The organism is Bacteroides sp. AM23-12 (assembly GCF_003434395.1).
GTDB lineage: Bacteria > Bacteroidota > Bacteroidia > Bacteroidales > Bacteroidaceae > Bacteroides > Bacteroides thetaiotaomicron.
This window is the reverse complement of the sequence record NZ_QTLF01000002.1, coordinates 309650-326766: the sequence shown is the minus strand read 5'-3', so window position 1 is coordinate 326766 and position 17117 is coordinate 309650. Positions and strand designations below refer to the sequence as shown.

Genomic DNA, 17117 nt, shown 5'->3' with positions numbered 1-17117 from the left:
TACAAATATACGAAATTTAAAAGGCAAAGTCAATAGGGAAGCCGTTTTAATGGTTTCATTTGTTTCTCTTTCCGTATAACTTGTCTATCAGATCCTGTCGGCCGATACGTCTTAACTCATTCAGAATATTCTTTCGTTCTTCCGGCTTATACCAGAAGAAGAATTGTCGTTGTGCCAGTTTCTCCTGTTGTGTTTTGGCACTGAATACAGGCTCCAGTGTATAGGGATGAAATCCGCTGTACCATGCTTCGGTGGCTACAGTCATCGGAGTAGGGGTAAAGTCCTGTACTTGCTCCAGATGAAAGTCCAGCCGTTTGGTGATAACAGCCAGTTCCGCCATGTCTTCTTCCTTGCAGCCGGGGTGTGAAGAGATAAAGTACGGTATAAGTTGCTGACGCAGATTCTCTTCCCGGTTGATACGGTCAAATATTTTTTTGAAAGTTTCAAACTGTTCGAATGAAGGTTTGCGCATGATGGATAACACCCGGTCGCTGGTATGCTCTGGAGCTACTTTCAATCGTCCGCTCACATGATTGACAATCAACTCGCGTGTGTATTCAGCCGTGCTGCGATTGGTGGCGGCGTCTTTACTCTGATGGAGCAATAAGTCGTAGCGCACTCCACTGCCGATAAATGATTTTTTTATGCCGGGGATGGCATCTACCGCTTTGTATATGTCCAATAACGGGCGATGGTCCGAATTAAGATTCGGGCATACTTTGGGATGAATACATGACGGGCGTTTGCACTTTTTGCATATTGCTTCATCTTTACCCTTCATCTGATACATATTGGCGGAAGGACCTCCAAGGTCACTTAAATACCCTTTGAAGTCGGGCAACTGCATCACCTCCTTTACTTCATTCAAGATAGACTCCTTGCTGCGGCTGACGATAAACTTTCCCTGATGTGCGGAAATGGTGCAGAATGCACAACCGCCGAAGCATCCCCGATGGATGTTGACGGAGAACTTTATCATATCATATGCGGGAATCCGCTTTCCTTTGTATTTAGGATGGGGAAGGCGGGTATAGGGTAGATCGTACGAATGATCAAGCTCTTCCTGACTCATCGGAGGATAAGGAGGATTGACAATGACTACTTTATTATCTACCTCTTGTGTGATACGGGAAGCCGCATATTTATTGGATTCTTCTTCGATGTGCCGGAAATTGCTGGCCTGTTTCTTTTTATCAGCCAGACACTCTTCATGTGAGTAAAGCTGAATATCGTCTGCGGCAGGAGTCCACTCTGTCGCACGGCAGAGATAGGCTGTCTGAGGGATGGTTCCCGCTATTTTCTTGAGTTCGCCGGCTGTCAATGAAGCATCTTCCATAGGAAGCAGTTCCTTCATTTTCCGGGTTAGCTCTACTATCGGCTTTTCTCCCATACCATAGATCAGCAAGTCTGCGCCACTATCGCATAAGATACTTTTCTGAACTTTATTCTGCCAGTAATCATAATGACTCAGACGGCGCAAACTCGCTTCAATACTTCCTAATATAACAGGAACGTCCGGATAGAGTCTTTTTAGAATCTGACTGTATACGATGGAGGGATACTCCGGACGCATATCCGGACGACCGTCCGGAGTGTACGCATCCTCACTGCGCAGACGCTTGTTGGCAGTGTATTTGTTAACCATCGAGTCCATACTTCCGGCAGAGATGCCGAAGAATAATCGGGGACGACCCAGCTTTCTGAAGTCACGCAGGTCATCACGCCAGTTGGGCTGGGGGATGATCGCAACTTTCAAACCTTCCGCTTCGAGGATACGTCCGATGACGGCAGCGCCAAATGAGGGATGGTCTACGTAAGCATCACCGCTGAAAAGAATGACATCCAGTTCATCCCATCCGCGGAGTTCCACTTCTTTCTTGGTGGTAGGTAACCAATCGGTCAATCGATATTCTTTCATGCCGCAAAGATACGGATAATAAAAAACATCCCAATGATTTTTTTATTCATTGGGATGTTTAACTTCAATCATTAAGATGTTTTTTAAAACTTCTCATTGATTGTAAATTGCAATGTCATTTGCTCTCCGTCATAGATTTCACGAAAACCGATGCTTTGCTCGGAAAGATATTCCTTTAAGTCTTGGAAAGCATCTGCATGATTCATGATAATTTCGAGCGTTTCACCGAAAGGAGCCTCGCATATAGCTTTGATTGCAGGAATCAAAGGACTGTAAGCTGTTGTTCCGCAGGTATCTACCGTAATCATTATTCTTCCTCCTCTTCCGCATCCTGAGTGGAAAGCCAGGTGAGATAGAGCTTGATGAGTTGTTGCAGGCCAAATGCTTTCATGTTATTGTGATAAATAACATCTATGCAAAGATCCAGCAATTCTTTACTGTCCTCTTCCTGACTGGCAATCAGGGAACGAATATTTAGTTTCAGTTTATCCAGTACGGGTTCGTCTACAATTCCGGTACTATCAATGAGATGGCGGAATAAGGCATATTTTTCGATTGTTTTCAGATTTTCGCTGGACACCTCTATGCTGCGTGTACCGCTAGGGTTTGCTTGTATAGTATACATCGTTTTTTAGTTTTAAGGGTTATTACTAGGAGCAAAGATAGAATTTAAAATGAAAAACGGATTAAAAAAGCCCGGATATTTTTATCCGGGCTTTCAGAAAATAAATCTTATATCCGTGAGTACTTTATTTCTGAGTAAAGAAACCTAGTATCCCTGCCATAATGCTGGCTCGATCTGTTTCGGACTGAATGCTTTCGAAAGGAAAGCCGAGTATAAAGGTACGATAGTCCGCCCCTTTGTAAGCAATGCCTGCCGACTGATTGCCACGTGCATAAGTAAATACTGGAAATGCGGGAGCTACCGGAACAATACAATCCGGTGCTGTAACAGCATAACTGTTTTCATTGGGCAGGCGGGGGATCGTGATGCTGCGTCCTAATCCATTGATTTGACCGGAACTTTTGTCTGTCAGACTGTTCTGATAACCGTATTTCAAAACTTTTTCTGTAAACTCCCGGTTCCCTTGTGTTCCGCTCATGTCACTTCCCACATACGCACCGCTGACGAACAAATTACCTCCTGACTGGCAATAGCTTGTAATCAGTCTTTGCATCGGTGAAGAGAATGTTTTGTAATATGCTTTGGCTATCGGGTCTTCCTTTTCAAGTCCGAGTATATAGTCTACGATCGGGTAATCTTCTAAAGTGACGATTCCATTTTCTACCGCTTCGTCGCTGCACGAAACAAAACTGTATTTCCCTGCTGCCTGAATGGCTTTTCCATGGATGAAAGGATAATCAAACGTATTTCCTGCTATCTCCATGCCTTCCAGTTCTCTGCCGCTATGTCCCAGGCTGCCTTCTCCTTCTTTTCCGGCTTGTGAACGGTTGAATCCGCTTTGTGCCCCACAAAAAGAGATATTGGACAAATAAGGCACTCCCGGATCCTGTTCCAAATCAAATCCGGCTTTGTCCGGTGTGTTAATGACAGCCGGACCGCTGATTCTGTCGAATCCATTGATAATCAAGATTCTCTCTCGTTCACGTTTTGCCTTATAAGCCGAAAGGATTTCAGAAGGAAAACTTTCTCCTCCCCGGTTTACGGCTGTCACTTTGAATGAATAGACAAGTCCCGGTTCTACTTTGACACTGTAATAGGGTCTGCTGACCAGAGTTCCGTTGTCGAATCCTCCGTATCCGATGCGTGTATATACCATATATTCCCGTGGACGGGCTGTCGGTTCCAGTGGATCGTCTTCCCCTTTCCAAGTAAGTTCCAGTGTATTTTTCTTTTTTCCGAAATGGATAGCGAAGTTGCTGACCGGCAGAGGTTGCACTACATAGTCTTTGCCATGTTGACTGTTTATAAATTGCAGGATACCTTTGTAGATAGCACGTCCTACGGTAAACTTGAAATTCGGATTATGACCGAGCTGCATATCTGCAAAGTTCTGATGAGAGAGCAATTCGATAATCGTGGAAGGAGTAGCAGGAAGTCGTGTCTCACTGTAATTCCGGTTCCACATGCTGCGGCGTGTCCATGGTAGATTGTAGTTCGTACGAATATCTTTCTGAATTTGAGTCAGCAGGATATCCGCAAGATCACGTGAAGCATATCTGTCCATTCCCGAATTTAGTTTGCCATTATTGAAATCGGTGGTATAGATACCGAGCGAACCGATGATTTCATCGTCTTTACTGCATCCTGCGTCACTATGAAGTGCCATAGTCATTTCCAGAGGTACACCTAAACCCGCTTGTCCCGGATTATAGACAGAGCCTCCCGACAGATAGTTGATTGTATTGGAACGTGTATTGATATCGTCTGTATAATCGTTTTCTCCTTTACGCCCGGCATATACATCGTATGGCATACCGGCCCACTGGGATGAATATCGTGCTCCTTCCAGATAACGGGGAAGTCCGCTTATTTTTCCTCCTCGTGAGATATTACCCATTCCGCCTCCGAAGCGTACGGCATCTGCACACACTACGCCATGCTCGCTACTTTCATTACTAAGCACAACCATACCGTAGTCATTATTTCCTTTGTCAAACTCAAAAGTTCCGAGATACACCCAAGTACCGCCGCCTATTTTCTGATTGACCTTAAATTCCGTGACACCCCCATTATGAAAGACGAGGTATTTGGCATCGCTCACGCTATTGGGTAGTGTCTGATATGAAACATAGACCGCATATTTTCCGGTTGCCGGCAGGGTAGGTACCCATTCGGCAAAAGCCTGATCCTTATTCTTCTTTTTTTTCTTTTCTGTTTGAATATATCGGCTGGTACCGTCAGTGAAAGGGTTTTCCCCATCTTTGTAAATGGCTTTTTTCTGGGCGAATCCTTTCACGGAAGTAGTCGTCCAGCGTGCCTTCTTACTGCCTGCTTCCAGGTAAAGGGAAGCATTCGGAGTATCGTTGTCAACGATGATTTCATTCTTTTGTGTGTCCCGTTCGCGAGGAGTATACACTATGGCACCAGCATTTTCCAACATCGGAATGACATATGGAAGAATGAAAGATTGAGTGAACATATCTTCTGTAGTGCAGAATAATCGGGGGCGTTGCCATCCCCATTCGCCTTTGTCATTCTTATAATAATTACCGTGACTTTGCCAGAGGGCAATATGCCGGTCCTGCAATCCTCGGGATATCTCATTGGGGCGGGAAGTGTTTTTCACCCATGGAGCACCTTTGTATTCGGTGTTCAGCGCCATTCGTTCTTTATCCTTTTTCTTGCTTCTGTATAAGTTGGGAACTAATTCTTCAATGGGCTTTCCATCTGCATAAATGGTGATCTGATAATAGTTTACCGGACCGGGGAGTAATTCTTTCATCTGATTGTAGATGGTTTCTACCGTTTCCGGCAGAAATGGCTGGTAGGCGAAGCTTTCCGAAGCATAAATCTGAATGGTTCTGCGGTCATAATCAATATCGAAACTGTTCAGTTTCGGTGTACTGATTTTTGCTGTCGCTGTGTATTTGGCAAAGTAATCCGTTAACCGCTCTTTTATATTTCTCTCAATGTCCTGAGCGAAGAGAAGACTGGTGCCCATTGTCAGGCACAGAAGAAAGACTATTATTTTTTTCATCGTTCCACTCTTTAGGTTGCATCCTATGATTATCTATGTCCGCCACTTTCCCCTTGATGGCATTTCCCCTTTTGGAAGGAGAATACGAAATGAATCTCGCATTCATGTAAGTCCATTGCATTCTGTGGCAAAATCTCCTGCAAAAATAAACAAAAAAAGAGTGGGAAGTATCGAACTGCCCACTCTTCTTTGATTGTTTTATATTCTATTAATTAAGAATCTTCTTTCTTATAGAGGAATGTATTCTACAAATGCCTCCATTGCTTCATACGATGCCAGTCCTAACTGATCGTACAACGTTGCTGTGCCACGGTTACGGTCTTCACTACGTTGCCAGAACAGACGTTCGTCATTACCTAAGAACGGAGCGCTTTCCATCTGCGACTGATGCTTCAGGATAGAATTACGTTTTGCACGAAGCTCTTCCGGACTGATAGGCACAGCCATTTCGATGTTCTCAATTTCCCATTCTGCCCACGCACCACGGTACATCCAGATACGACAGTCTTTCAACCATTTGGCTCCTTCTTCTTTTTCAAGATCGACAGCAGCGAATACGGCATCCGTACATACACGGTGTGTACCGTGTGGGTCAGCCAAATCACCGGCTACGAAAATCTGATGAGGCTTTATTTCACGAAGCAGGTTACGTACGATCTCTACGTCAGCCTCGCTAATCGGATTTTTCTGAATCTTGCCGGTTTCATAGAACGGCAAGTCAAGGAAATGTACCCGATCTAACGGAATATTATTGTAAGAAGAAGCGGTACGGGCTTCACCACGACGAATCAAACCTTTGATAGTCAGAATGTCACGGCTGTCCATATCACCGTCTTTCTTTTCTTTCAGGAATTTGCGTATTTCTGCATATTTCTCGCTGATTACCAAGTCTTCGCTGTTATTGAAAATCTGATTGAATCCGTTAATGAAATGCATGAAACGAACCACTTCCTCATCACCTACGGCAATGTTACCGGAAGTTTCGTAAGCTACGTGTACCTCATGCTTCTGTTCTACCAGGCGGCGGAGGGTTCCACCCATGGAGATAACGTCGTCATCCGGATGCGGAGAGAAGATAACCACACGTTTCGGATACGGTTTGGCACGTTCCGGACGGTAGGTATCATCAGCATTAGGTTTGCCACCCGGCCATCCGGTGATGGTATGCTGCAAGTCATTGAAAATCTTGATATTTACATTGTAAGCAGAACCAAACAATGCCAGAAGTTCGCTCAGACCGTTTTCGTTGTAGTCCTTGTTGGTCAGCTTCAGAATCGGTTTGCCTGTCAACTGGCACAGCCATACGATAGCGCTGCGGATCAGTTTATCATTCCACTCGCAGGATGTTACCAACCATGGACGTTGGATGCGTGTTAAGTTCATGGAAGCCGAAAGGTCGATCGCTACATGAGCATTGTTGTGAGTTTGCAGATAAGATGCAGGAATAGTGTCGCTAATCGGACCTTCCACACATTCTTTGATCATTGCTGCCTTATTTTCCCCCCATGCCAGCAAATATACCTTTTTAGCGCCAAGAATGGTAGATACTCCCATTGTGATAGAACTGATCGGAGTATTTTCTATCGTTCCGAAAATCTTGGATGCTTCGTTGCGCGATGCATTGTCCAATAAGATCAGACGTGTGGTAGAGTTCAGACGTGAACCCGGTTCGTTGAATGCGATATTACCTACACGACCGATACCCAGCAGGGCAATGTCAATACCTCCGAAACTTTCGATGCGCTGTTCGTACAGACGGCAATATTCAAAGATGGTATCTTTGGCGATGGTTCCATCGGGAGTGAATATATTCTGTTTGTCAATATCGACATGATCCAGCAACATTTCTTTCAAAGCATTGAAGTTGCTGTTGATAGCATCGGCTGTCAACGGATAGTATTCATACATATTAAATACGATCACGTTACGGAAGCTCAGTCCTTCTTCCTTATGCATGCGGATCAGTTCCGAATAGACATGACTGGGTGAGTTACCTCCGGGGAGTGCTAGTACGCAAAAGCGTCCTGCTTTCTGTTTTTCGCGGATGGTTTGTGCTATTTCGCAAGCAATGTAGTTAGCCCCTTCTTCTACAGACTCATAAATGTCTGTAGGTATTTTCTCGAGTCTTGTCAAGACTGATTTTTCAAATGCATTCTCCGGTCTGTAGTATCTGGGGGAGACCCTGTGGAGAGTGATTTGAGAACTAAGATTTGTTTTCATAAAGTTGTTAATTAAGTTATGTAAGATTAGAGTCCTTACGACTGTATTTTCACGACAAAGATACAAAAGAAGTCTATATAATTAACTACTAACTTCTAGGTATTGTTGCACCTTCAAATCGTTTTTAACATTTGTTTTATCACGAATGGCTGAGTTGGAATTCGTCTGCATCTTTCCATACCGGAAACTTTTCTCTGAACTGATGAAGTGCGGTCAGATGAAGCGTAGCGGTTGCTATGCCCTCCGTTTCGTCGGGCACGGAAGCCGCTTCTTCTCCGAGCGCTGAATAGATTTTACTTCCTCCGTTGTATTTCAGATGATATCCGTCTATACCTACTCTGTTGACCCCGCATACGTAACACTGATTTTCCAAGGCACGGGCACGAAGCAGTGTATCCCATGCCAGACGGCGGGGGATAGGCCAATTTGCTACATATATTAATAGGTCATATTGATTGGCTACGTTCCGGCTCCACACCGGAAAACGAAGATCGTAGCATACAAGCAGGCAGATATTCCAGCCACGGTAAGGGATAATCAGACGTTCATCGCCTGCCGAGAAATGTTCTGCCTCACGTCCCATGCGGAACAGATGGCGTTTATCATAATAGAATTCTTCTCCTTCCGGCGTCAGAAAGAAAGCGCGATTGTAATATCTTCCGTTGTCTACAGTGATATAACTCCCGCAGATGGCCACTTGAAACAAAGAAGCCCATTGTTTCAGTGCTGTAATCGTCTCACCGGAATTTGCTTCCGCCAGCATATCACTCTGCATACTGAATCCTGTAGAAAACATCTCCGGTAAAACAACAATCTCCGTTGTTCCACGGAGACTTTGCAGCTTCTCGTGGAGCAAACGGAGATTTTCTTGTTTGTTTTCCCAAACGATATCGGTTTGTACTATGGAAATACGAATCGAATCCATGATGCCTGTTTTAAGTAATAGGGAATAAGTAATAGGTAATAAGTAATAGGTAATATACCATGCGGAGCAGCATTTCAGCAGCTACGATTAATACCTATTACTTATTACTTTATTCTTAAAGTTCTCCAAGTGCAAAATTCTCAGGATGTTTTCCTTTGAAATCCTTGAAGTACAGTTTGATTTCCCGCATATCTTTATTAAGATCTCCCGTCGGCATAATTGCTTTAGTGGACGTTATGGTCTTTGTACTATAGTCAATACCGATCAGAACGATAGGCACTTGAGCCTTAAGGGCGATGTAATAAAACCCTTTTTTCCAGTTCGGGTTCGCCTTGCGGGTTCCTTCGGGTGTGATAGCCAGATGAAACTTTTTGCATTCAGCAAAATGATGAACCATCTGGTCGACCAACGAAGTTTTCCGACTACGGTCTACGGGAATTCCGCCTACAGCTTTAAAAATAATTCCTAACGGAAAAAAGAACCACTCTTTTTTCATCATGAAACTTGTTTTACGGCCTAGTGCTCCATAAAACAGTTTTCCAATAAATAAATCAAGGTTCGTTGTGTGTGGTGCGGCACATATCACGCATTTATCATAATTAGGTACCGTAACGTTTGTCTTCCACCCTAACAGGCGGTAATAGATAAAGCTATAAATTGCTTTCTTCATTCTGATCTTTAATTCAATTTCCCGATGGCCTCAATAATCTCGTTAACTTTTGCATTGAAATCTACTCGGAATTTCTTATAAAAGCCTTTCACATTGCCCGGCTCTGTATGGCTGATGCGGCTGACAAATTCATCCTGCATTCTTAAAACTTCAGCCATCAGTTCATCAGCTTTAGCCTTGTCAGTACCAGGGATAAACATACTATTGATTAAGCACTCGGTGAATAATTCTCCTGCGATATAGTTTACGTTCTTTTTAAGTTCTCTTCTACTTGCCATAATATTTACATTTAATGGTGAATAATAAAAATTACTTGGGGTAAAGATAGGGACTTTCTTTGATTCTAGCGAATAAATGGATTGAATTTTTTCTTTTTACTATTTGCTCTCTAAGTGTATCCTGCTTGGATATACAATTGATTAATCAACCGGATTTTGAAATATTGAATTAAAATTGAACAGATTTAAATGAAATTTAGTCAAACGGGGAATTGCCCTCGACAAGGATGAGGTATTTTTATTTATTACTGTTCCCTTTTGAATGATTATAGTACTTTTTCCCTTTTGAAAAGAATTATCTTTGAATAATTACTTGGCAATAAGATTTTTAATAGCTATAATTAATTAAATGAAAAACAATGGATTTAGATTTATCTAAAAGAAGTAAGCCCTGTTTTAAGAAAAATAGGATGATGTCAATGGGAAAAGTAAAGAATCCTTTTTTAAAGCTTTGTGGTATTGGGTTGTTGACAGTAATATGTATTTCTGTTAAAGCCCAAAAAGTAAACTTTACAGTGAATTCGAAAACTGGAGCCATACAATCAATGAATATTGATAATGATAAACAGAATATGAATTGGCTGATTGCAACAGATGGTAGCCAATATCCTTGGATAAAGGAGAATTATGGTTGGGGACTTGGCTATTTCACTGAGGTGAGAAGAAATCAGAAAAACAAGTTGTTTTGGAATCTTCCTGCCAGTATAAAGCAGGATGGGAGAGAAGTTACTTATCGAGTTGGAGATATATGTATCCTTGTAGAAAGGAGTATGAGAGGAGAAGATTTAATAGAAGAGTATACTTTCCAAAATGATGGAACAGAGGAAATACTTTTATCGGATATAGGCATCTATACTCCATTCAACGATAACTATCCAGGGGCACAAGCTTGTATAAATATGCGGGCTAATGCTCATATATGGGAGGGTGATAATGCAGCTTATGTAAACGCAACACGTATGGGAGGATATGCTCCACATTTGGGACTGGTTTTGAGGGAAGGCGAAATTAAAAGTTATGAAATATCAGAGCGTGATAGAAATAAGGGTAACTCTCATACAAGAGGAATTATTTCTTTGAATCTTCCGGATATGAAATTGATGCCGGGTGATGAACAAGTATTTTCGTGGTATATCTTTTCGCATAAAGGTGGAGATGATTTCCGTCAAAAGTTATTGGAAAGAGAGAGTGTCTGGGTATCTTGCAACAAGTATGTATTTGAGAAGGGAGAAACTGCCCTTGTGAAAATATCAGGTGGGCAGATGGTAAAAGACTGTATACTTAAAAAGAATGATGTCACTATCCCTATGAAAAAACAAGGAACAGCATGGTATGCTGAAGTAGTAATGGATCAGTTGGGAGAAGTGCGTTTTGATATACTATATGGCGCAGGGAAAAAAACTCATGCAAATTGTTTGGTGATTAGTAATGTGAATGATTTGATTAAAAAACGAGTAGAGTTTATAGTTGCAAATCAACAGATGAAAAGTTCGAATACGCGTAGAGATGCTTATATGGTTTATGATAATGAAAAGAATGAAATATATCTGAATAATACGCATAACTGTAATCCGGTTGACAGGGATGAAGGTGCTGAAAGAGTCGGTATGGGGGTACTTTTAGCAAAGTATTATCAATTGCATCCTGTTGCTGAAGTAAAGGCGTCTTTATTGCGATATGCAAGTTTTTTGCGTAATAGATTGCAAGATGCTGACTATAAGACTTTCTCTTCAGTCGATCAGAAGGGACGTAACAGGGCGTACAATTATGTATGGGTAGCGGATTTTTATTTCCAGATGTATAAAATAACCAATGACAAACAATATGCTAAACATGGTTATATGACTTTGCGGTCTATGTTCAAACAGTTCGGACATGGTTTTTATGCCATAGGTATACCGGTTCGCTTAGGACTACAAACTTTAAAAAATGCTGATATGCAAAGAGAATATCAAGAGCTGGAGAATGATTATATTGCAGTTGGTGATACTTTTTTGAAAAATGGTTTGAATTATCCGGCTAGTGAAGTAAACTACGAACAAGCCATTGTAGCTCCATCAGTCATGTTCTTGCTTCAACTTTATATGGAAACCGGAAGGCAGAAATATTTGGATGGGGCAAAGATTCAAATGCCTGTATTGGAAGCTTTCAATGGCAAACAACCCAGTTATCATTTGAATGAAATAGCTGTTCGTCATTGGGATGGTTATTGGTTTGGTAAGCGGGAAATGTGGGGAGATACTTTTCCACACTATTGGAGTACATTGTCAGGAGCTGCTTTTTATCTTTATTCGCAATGTACGGGAGATCATTCATATAAAGAGCGTGCAGAGAATATTGTGAGAAATAATCTGTGTTTATTCTTTGAAGATGGAAAAGCTTCTTGCGCCTATATTTATCCAAATAAGGTTAACGGAGTAAAGGGCGGATTCTACGATCCATATGCAAATGATCAGGATTGGGCTTTAGTTTATTATTTGCTTGTACAAAATGGTATATATTAACGAATAATGGAATCGTTAAATACAGAAAGCTTAATAGGGTAACTTTTAGTGATCTATTGTAAAATGAAAAGCCAGTCAACATTTAAATAGTTAACTGGCTTTTTCTAATATTTTGCTTTCTTATTTACTGTGGCTTTCCGTAAGCAGCAAATTCATAAATGCCATCTGCCCACATTGCAGAATTGTTTTTATGTACATTGACAACACCGTATACGCGGAGCCGTAAATATCTGTAGAGCGACGGATCTTCAATATTCAGAATCAGAAATCCTACCTGCCAGTTTAATTTGCCGTCTACGAGCATTTTATAACTTTTTCCATCCCGGCTTCCTTCAATGGTATATTTGTAGGCAGCCTCGGAACCGTTAACCAATCTTGTCGAAAGATTAATCTCAGAAATCACGGCTTCTTTCTGCATATCTATGGTAAACATATAAGGAGAACCTGTAGCAGCATTTGAAGTTTTCTGGAAATAAGCAGAAGATTCTGTACAAGCTCCATCCGTGATACAATCAGCTTTAATTCCTCTCGCTCCTGGGACAGCGGCTGTCACCGGTACATTTAATGTCAGGTTTTTGCCGTTCTGAACAGGGATAATACCATATTTGTCACTAAATTCCAGGTATCTGTAATAATCCATCGAAGCATATCCTTTGTTAAATGCGGCTATTGAAATTCTCGGGAAATTACCGTCCGGAGTTTTATATTTTCGTTGCGCTCCCCAGTGGTAACTCCATACTCCGCAGGTTTTTCCAACTGTACTAATTCTATTAAACTGTGCATCAAAAGTAGAATTGTTGCCGATTTCTCTCATAGGTGTCCATTCACCTCCTAAATCAGTGGCAGATGTATACATGGTTTGACTCGGATACCATCCGGAAGCCTTTGAACTGAAGAAATAGTATTCTCCGTCTTTTTTGATGATTGCAGGAGTTTCCCGATGCAGTCCTTTACATATTGTATTAACTAATAAAACAGGCTTAGTCCATGAAGTGTCTAGCTTATAGATATTTATATCTCTGTTCATATTTGTAGCTGAAAGGAGATAAGCTGTACCGTCATCGTCAATGAAAAGAGATTGGTCTCTAGACTCATGGCCCAATGGTCGTTCCATAGTGCCTACTTCGAGCTCACCTTTGGGAGTTATTTGTGCCAGATAGATTTTAGCTGCAACATATCCACTTTGATCTTCATAATGTGCTGAAAGTACTACCTTGCCGGTTTTTGCGTTATATCTGAAAGCAATACCCTCAAATTTTACATTTGGGTAAAAAGCCAGTTCACGGGAAGCACTCCAACTACCATCGAGTCCTGTTGGAGAAAAGCTTTCTGTAGCTAGCCATCCTTTGAGTGTTTGTCCATCTATTTCCTTTTCAACGTTTTCCATTTTATAAGAGAAATAAAGATCTCCAATTTTCATACCCTGAGGTTTCTTGATAGATTCTTTGGTGATATATTTCCCGTTTAGATTATTATAAATTTTAGTTTCGCCGCTAGGGGTAAAGGTTGTTGCTTGTTGAGAAGCGGACGTGGCTATTTTCTTCCCCTCTTTAAATGCTTCTACATGGTAGGTAAAGGTTTTATCTGCTTTCAGATTATAATCATCGTATGTATTTCCTTTAGCTTCTCCAATACAATTTCCGTCCCGGTAGATTTTATAAAGGTCAGCGTCCTCTCGTTGCATCCAATTCAGTTTTACATTGTTGACGGCTTTTTCACCGACAAGTTTGAATACAGTGGCAGTGGCTGCCCAGATATCTGTTGTTATAACTTCTTTCGATTGAGTTGCGAAAGCAGGTTGCAAAGACAGACTGCATAGATATATAAATATGAATAGAAAACTATTTTTTGCCTGTTGACTTTTTATGTTCATAATGTAACAAATTTAATTTATCAGAATTACATATGAGAAATTTATTGGGCTTCCATCTGTTTTAGATTATTAGCCTTGTAGGCAGCAGAGAATATATCTGCTTCCTTATATTTATATTTATTGGAATCGAAATATACTGCAAAATCTTGCATTAACTTCTTGGATAGTTCAGTCAGATATAAATTACTTCCGGCAAATGTATTTGAACCGGAAACTGTAACATACTTCTTATCCTTCAGATTTTGTATCTGATAATAACCATCTTCCTGTAGGTTGAATACCCAGCATTGAGCATCATCTTTCTTCTCGGGATTGAGGCGTAAAGTTCCGAACAGTGATTCCAAGAACTTTCCGGTTTTGGTATCTTTTATTTTATATACGTTGGGTATATTAGTCTTTATAAACTCCAGACTTAGATTGATGTCATCATCATCATCCGCTATACTGAAACCATTGGCAGGTTTAGACACTAAACGATCAGAGGTCTTTTCTAATAATGAGTATATATTACCGGGTATGATTTCTGCAGCTCTTTTATAACGATACATACTATTAAACACGGTTAAATCCCATTGATCATACCATTTTACGACAGGATAGCCTGAGCGCATACTAATGGGCAACCACACATGATGAGACTTTCCTACATCCTTAGAGTTCCAACGGTCACCCATGTATATATAAGCTTTTTCTTTACCCTCCACTTTAAATACATAACAGCTTTGTGAGTTGTAAGTAACTTGTTTGAGTTTGTCTACAGCAAAATTATTCCCTGTTGTCCAGTTCCCCAGTATATCAGTACTGTAGGCACTTCTCCCGGGATTGGGTTCCCAGCCTGTGCAACCGGAAAACAATCCAAAATACATATCCCCAACCTTAAAAATAGCGGGTGCCTCATATTTTAGTCCCTTTAAAATTTTAGTTTCTGTTGGAGTCGGCTCCAGATAATCGTCTCTAAGTAATGCAATATTCATGTTGGTATTCATATCCGTAGAACAGAAATGATATGCTTTTCCGTCTGTATCTACGAATAACGTCTGATCACGGGACTCGTTTTTATTAGGGCGAAATGTTTTGTAAAGTACATAAGGCCCCATTATCTTATCGCTTGTTGCTACACAAACACGTGCAGCTCCATATCCATCTCCACTTTCCCAATGGCTCCACATTACCCATTTCTTAGTTTGGGGATTATAAATTACTTTAGGACGTTCAAACAAACGTCCCTGCGATATATCATTCATGTCTTCTCTGGCTTCACCTGTCGTTTTCATCGACAACCCCAGCCGTTTCCAGTTGTATAAGTCTTTAGATTGATAACAGCTTACCCCATTTGATTTAAAACCTGTACGATCTTCTCCAAACCAATAATAAGTTCCTTTTTCGTAAACGACACATCCACCGTGTGCGTTAATTTGCTCCCCATCTATGTCATTCCACAAAACACCCGGACTGATCTGGGTGTTTTGTGAAAATACAGAGGTGAATGAGAACATAAAGCAGATAAATAGAGTTATTCTCATGTTTTCGTTATTTTAGTCTTCAATGTTAATCGTTATTTCAGGCTGTGCTGGTGCATAGGCTCCGGATTCATCAATTGTGAAATATTCCACATCGGCAGTATTATCTATAAAACCGAATTTGGGCGAGTATGTACGTGATGTGCCGGTCAGTTTAGCGTTGTCTACACGGACAGCTCCGATATCATTTCCCCATCCTCCACGTCCTACTGTAAAGGATACACGAATTTGGTTACATTCGGCAGAAGTAGTATAGTCCATTGAATAAGTTTCCCAGTTGTCACTGGCAATTTCTGTGATGACTTTTTTTTCAGGGTCTTGCACTTCTTCTATGATCATTTTACCGGTGAGTTTTCCTTCTTTTTTTGCTATTCCTCCTTTTAATAGAGCAGATAGTGTGTAACTTTCATTCGGTACAACATCTACCACTTGCATTAGGATACCATCACTCCAGCCAGCTGCCCATTTATAGGGTCTAATTTCAAAAACATGATTGTCCAGGTCCTGATTATTATCAATTTCTTCAGGAAGAATTTGTTGTTCTGAATTCCAACGGTCGCCAATAACAACATCCCACCCCTCAACTCTACTAACTAACTTTGTTTCTGGATTTACATCAAATTCTCCTTCGAAGTTTGGGTTCTTCAAAAGATTTTCTACTGGTTTGCCAACTTTCTCTGCAAAGTTTGGCTGGGGAGCGTAGTCTATAATTCTAACGGAATCTACAGGAATTCCATCTCTATAAATGAAGGCACGGTTATCTGGTGTTATGGCAAAACGATAAACATGTGCTTGTCCATCATTATTATAGAACTTGCCTTTTCCCCCTGCTTTTCCATTTGTTGCAGGATTATTGATCTCTTTTTTGTAGGCATTGAATAATCCAATTTCATTAGAGGTAATATACGCTTTGAATCCATAACCTTTTTCGTTTACAAAATAAGGATAAAAGTTTTTCTCCGAGTCATCTGTTTTTATTTTGAACTCAATAGTATATCCTTTTGAATTTGGAGTGAATGCTTTGGTAAATTCCGTATCATTCCCTTTCTTATAAACAGGAGATGCTGCAATGTCTTTCACTGGAAGGGCAGTTCCAAATCCTTTTACTTTTATATATGAACGGATATCTCCACTTCGCAGAATAATTTTCCCTTCAGTCAGTCTTTTAGTACTGTTTAAGGTCACTTTCACTTTTTGTTTCCCAGAGTTGGCTGCTATAACAGTCGGAGTTACGGTGAAACCGTTTGGAGCTGTAATTGTTATTTCTTTGCCGAGTAAAGCCTCGGAATTGACAATGAAGGATGATGATGCGTTTGTACCATTAATCGTTAGTAATGGTAGATGTTCCTCTGTTGAGGTTTGTAAGGCTTCATTTTCTTTTTTATCATCTTCGGGTTGAACTGCATAAGTAGCTGTTGTGCTAATTGTCAGCAATGACAATGATAAAAACATAATCTTTACATATTTTTTTTTCATGATACAGAAATGTTTTATAAATTAATTATTTATGATTGAACTGATAATCAGTGTTTACTTCTTGTTTGCAA

General features: G+C 40.8%; 12 protein-coding genes. 1 reads left to right on the top strand and 11 read right to left on the bottom strand.

Features of this window, described 5'->3' with window-relative positions:
• Window positions 1–55: 55 nt before the first annotated feature.
• The 8 genes from DW640_RS03475 to DW640_RS03440 all read right to left on the bottom strand — a co-directional run bounded on the left by DW640_RS03475 (window position 56) and on the right by DW640_RS03440 (window position 9673).
• Entirely contained in the window at window positions 56–1918 is a 1863-nt protein-coding gene (locus tag DW640_RS03475; RefSeq protein ID WP_117577361.1) for a YgiQ family radical SAM protein, read from the bottom strand.
• 83 nt (window positions 1919–2001) lie between these two features.
• Window positions 2002–2226: a sulfurtransferase TusA family protein gene (locus DW640_RS03470; RefSeq protein ID WP_008760553.1), complete on the bottom strand. Its 225-nt coding sequence runs from the start codon at window positions 2224–2226 to the stop codon at window positions 2002–2004.
• Window positions 2226–2543 carry a hypothetical protein gene (locus DW640_RS03465; protein ID WP_008760554.1) on the bottom strand — a complete coding sequence of 106 codons (318 nt, stop codon included), beginning with the start codon at window positions 2541–2543 and terminating at the stop codon, window positions 2226–2228. Before DW640_RS03465 ends, DW640_RS03470 begins: the two co-directional genes overlap by 1 nt.
• A gap of 124 nt (window positions 2544–2667) precedes the next feature.
• Complete coding sequence (locus DW640_RS03460) at window positions 2668–5580, bottom strand: xanthan lyase (protein ID WP_117577359.1); 2913 nt, start codon at window positions 5578–5580, stop codon at window positions 2668–2670.
• Between the two features lie 228 nt (window positions 5581–5808).
• On the bottom strand, window positions 5809–7800 hold the full coding sequence (locus DW640_RS03455) for a glucosamine-6-phosphate deaminase (protein ID WP_008766195.1): 1992 nt from the start codon (window positions 7798–7800) through the stop codon (window positions 5809–5811).
• Window positions 7801–7939: 139 nt separating this feature from the next.
• Entirely contained in the window at window positions 7940–8725 is a 786-nt protein-coding gene (locus DW640_RS03450; RefSeq protein WP_117577357.1) for an amidohydrolase, read from the bottom strand.
• Between the two features lie 115 nt (window positions 8726–8840).
• Window positions 8841–9395, bottom strand: a complete 555-nt coding sequence (locus DW640_RS03445; protein WP_008760558.1) for a 1-acyl-sn-glycerol-3-phosphate acyltransferase — start codon at window positions 9393–9395, stop codon at window positions 8841–8843.
• A gap of 8 nt (window positions 9396–9403) precedes the next feature.
• Window positions 9404–9673, bottom strand: coding sequence for a hypothetical protein (locus tag DW640_RS03440; RefSeq protein ID WP_008766192.1), 270 nt, complete (start codon window positions 9671–9673; stop codon window positions 9404–9406).
• A gap of 419 nt (window positions 9674–10092) precedes the next feature.
• Here DW640_RS03440 and DW640_RS03430 point away from each other — a divergent pair, with 419 nt between their 5' ends.
• Window positions 10093–12177, top strand: a complete 2085-nt coding sequence (locus DW640_RS03430) for a six-hairpin glycosidase (RefSeq protein ID WP_187323714.1) — start codon at window positions 10093–10095, stop codon at window positions 12175–12177.
• Between the two features lie 124 nt (window positions 12178–12301).
• Here the strand turns inward: DW640_RS03430 and DW640_RS03425 are convergent, their stop codons facing one another.
• Genes DW640_RS03425 through DW640_RS03415 form a run of 3 tightly spaced genes read right to left on the bottom strand, consistent with a single transcriptional unit; the run spans window position 12302 to window position 17046 of the window.
• Window positions 12302–14050 (bottom strand): family 43 glycosylhydrolase, encoded by a 1749-nt coding sequence (locus tag DW640_RS03425; RefSeq protein WP_117577355.1) that lies wholly within the window; start codon window positions 14048–14050, stop codon window positions 12302–12304.
• A 41-nt stretch (window positions 14051–14091) separates the two neighbouring features.
• Window positions 14092–15573 (bottom strand): family 43 glycosylhydrolase, encoded by a 1482-nt coding sequence (locus tag DW640_RS03420; protein WP_117577353.1) that lies wholly within the window; start codon window positions 15571–15573, stop codon window positions 14092–14094.
• A gap of 12 nt (window positions 15574–15585) precedes the next feature.
• Entirely contained in the window at window positions 15586–17046 is a 1461-nt protein-coding gene (locus DW640_RS03415) for a hypothetical protein (protein WP_022471875.1), read from the bottom strand.
• Window positions 17047–17117 lie beyond the last annotated feature (71 nt).

What these genes read in the sequence shown, in the direction of transcription:
- DW640_RS03475 (WP_117577361.1), bottom strand. Translation starts at nt 1,918, where the DNA reads ATGAAAGAATATCGATTGACCGATTGGTTACCTACCACCAAGAAAGAA.
- DW640_RS03470 (WP_008760553.1), bottom strand. Translation starts at nt 2,226, where the DNA reads ATGATTACGGTAGATACCTGCGGAACAACAGCTTACAGTCCTTTGATT.
- DW640_RS03465 (WP_008760554.1), bottom strand. Translation starts at nt 2,543, where the DNA reads ATGTATACTATACAAGCAAACCCTAGCGGTACACGCAGCATAGAGGTG.
- DW640_RS03460 (WP_117577359.1), bottom strand. Translation starts at nt 5,580, where the DNA reads ATGAAAAAAATAATAGTCTTTCTTCTGTGCCTGACAATGGGCACCAGT.
- DW640_RS03455 (WP_008766195.1), bottom strand. Translation starts at nt 7,800, where the DNA reads ATGAAAACAAATCTTAGTTCTCAAATCACTCTCCACAGGGTCTCCCCC.
- DW640_RS03450 (WP_117577357.1), bottom strand. Translation starts at nt 8,725, where the DNA reads ATGGATTCGATTCGTATTTCCATAGTACAAACCGATATCGTTTGGGAA.
- DW640_RS03445 (WP_008760558.1), bottom strand. Translation starts at nt 9,395, where the DNA reads ATGAAGAAAGCAATTTATAGCTTTATCTATTACCGCCTGTTAGGGTGG.
- DW640_RS03440 (WP_008766192.1), bottom strand. Translation starts at nt 9,673, where the DNA reads ATGGCAAGTAGAAGAGAACTTAAAAAGAACGTAAACTATATCGCAGGA.
- DW640_RS03430 (WP_187323714.1), top strand. Translation starts at nt 10,093, where the DNA reads ATGGGAAAAGTAAAGAATCCTTTTTTAAAGCTTTGTGGTATTGGGTTG.
- DW640_RS03425 (WP_117577355.1), bottom strand. Translation starts at nt 14,050, where the DNA reads ATGAACATAAAAAGTCAACAGGCAAAAAATAGTTTTCTATTCATATTT.
- DW640_RS03420 (WP_117577353.1), bottom strand. Translation starts at nt 15,573, where the DNA reads ATGAGAATAACTCTATTTATCTGCTTTATGTTCTCATTCACCTCTGTA.
- DW640_RS03415 (WP_022471875.1), bottom strand. Translation starts at nt 17,046, where the DNA reads ATGAAAAAAAAATATGTAAAGATTATGTTTTTATCATTGTCATTGCTG.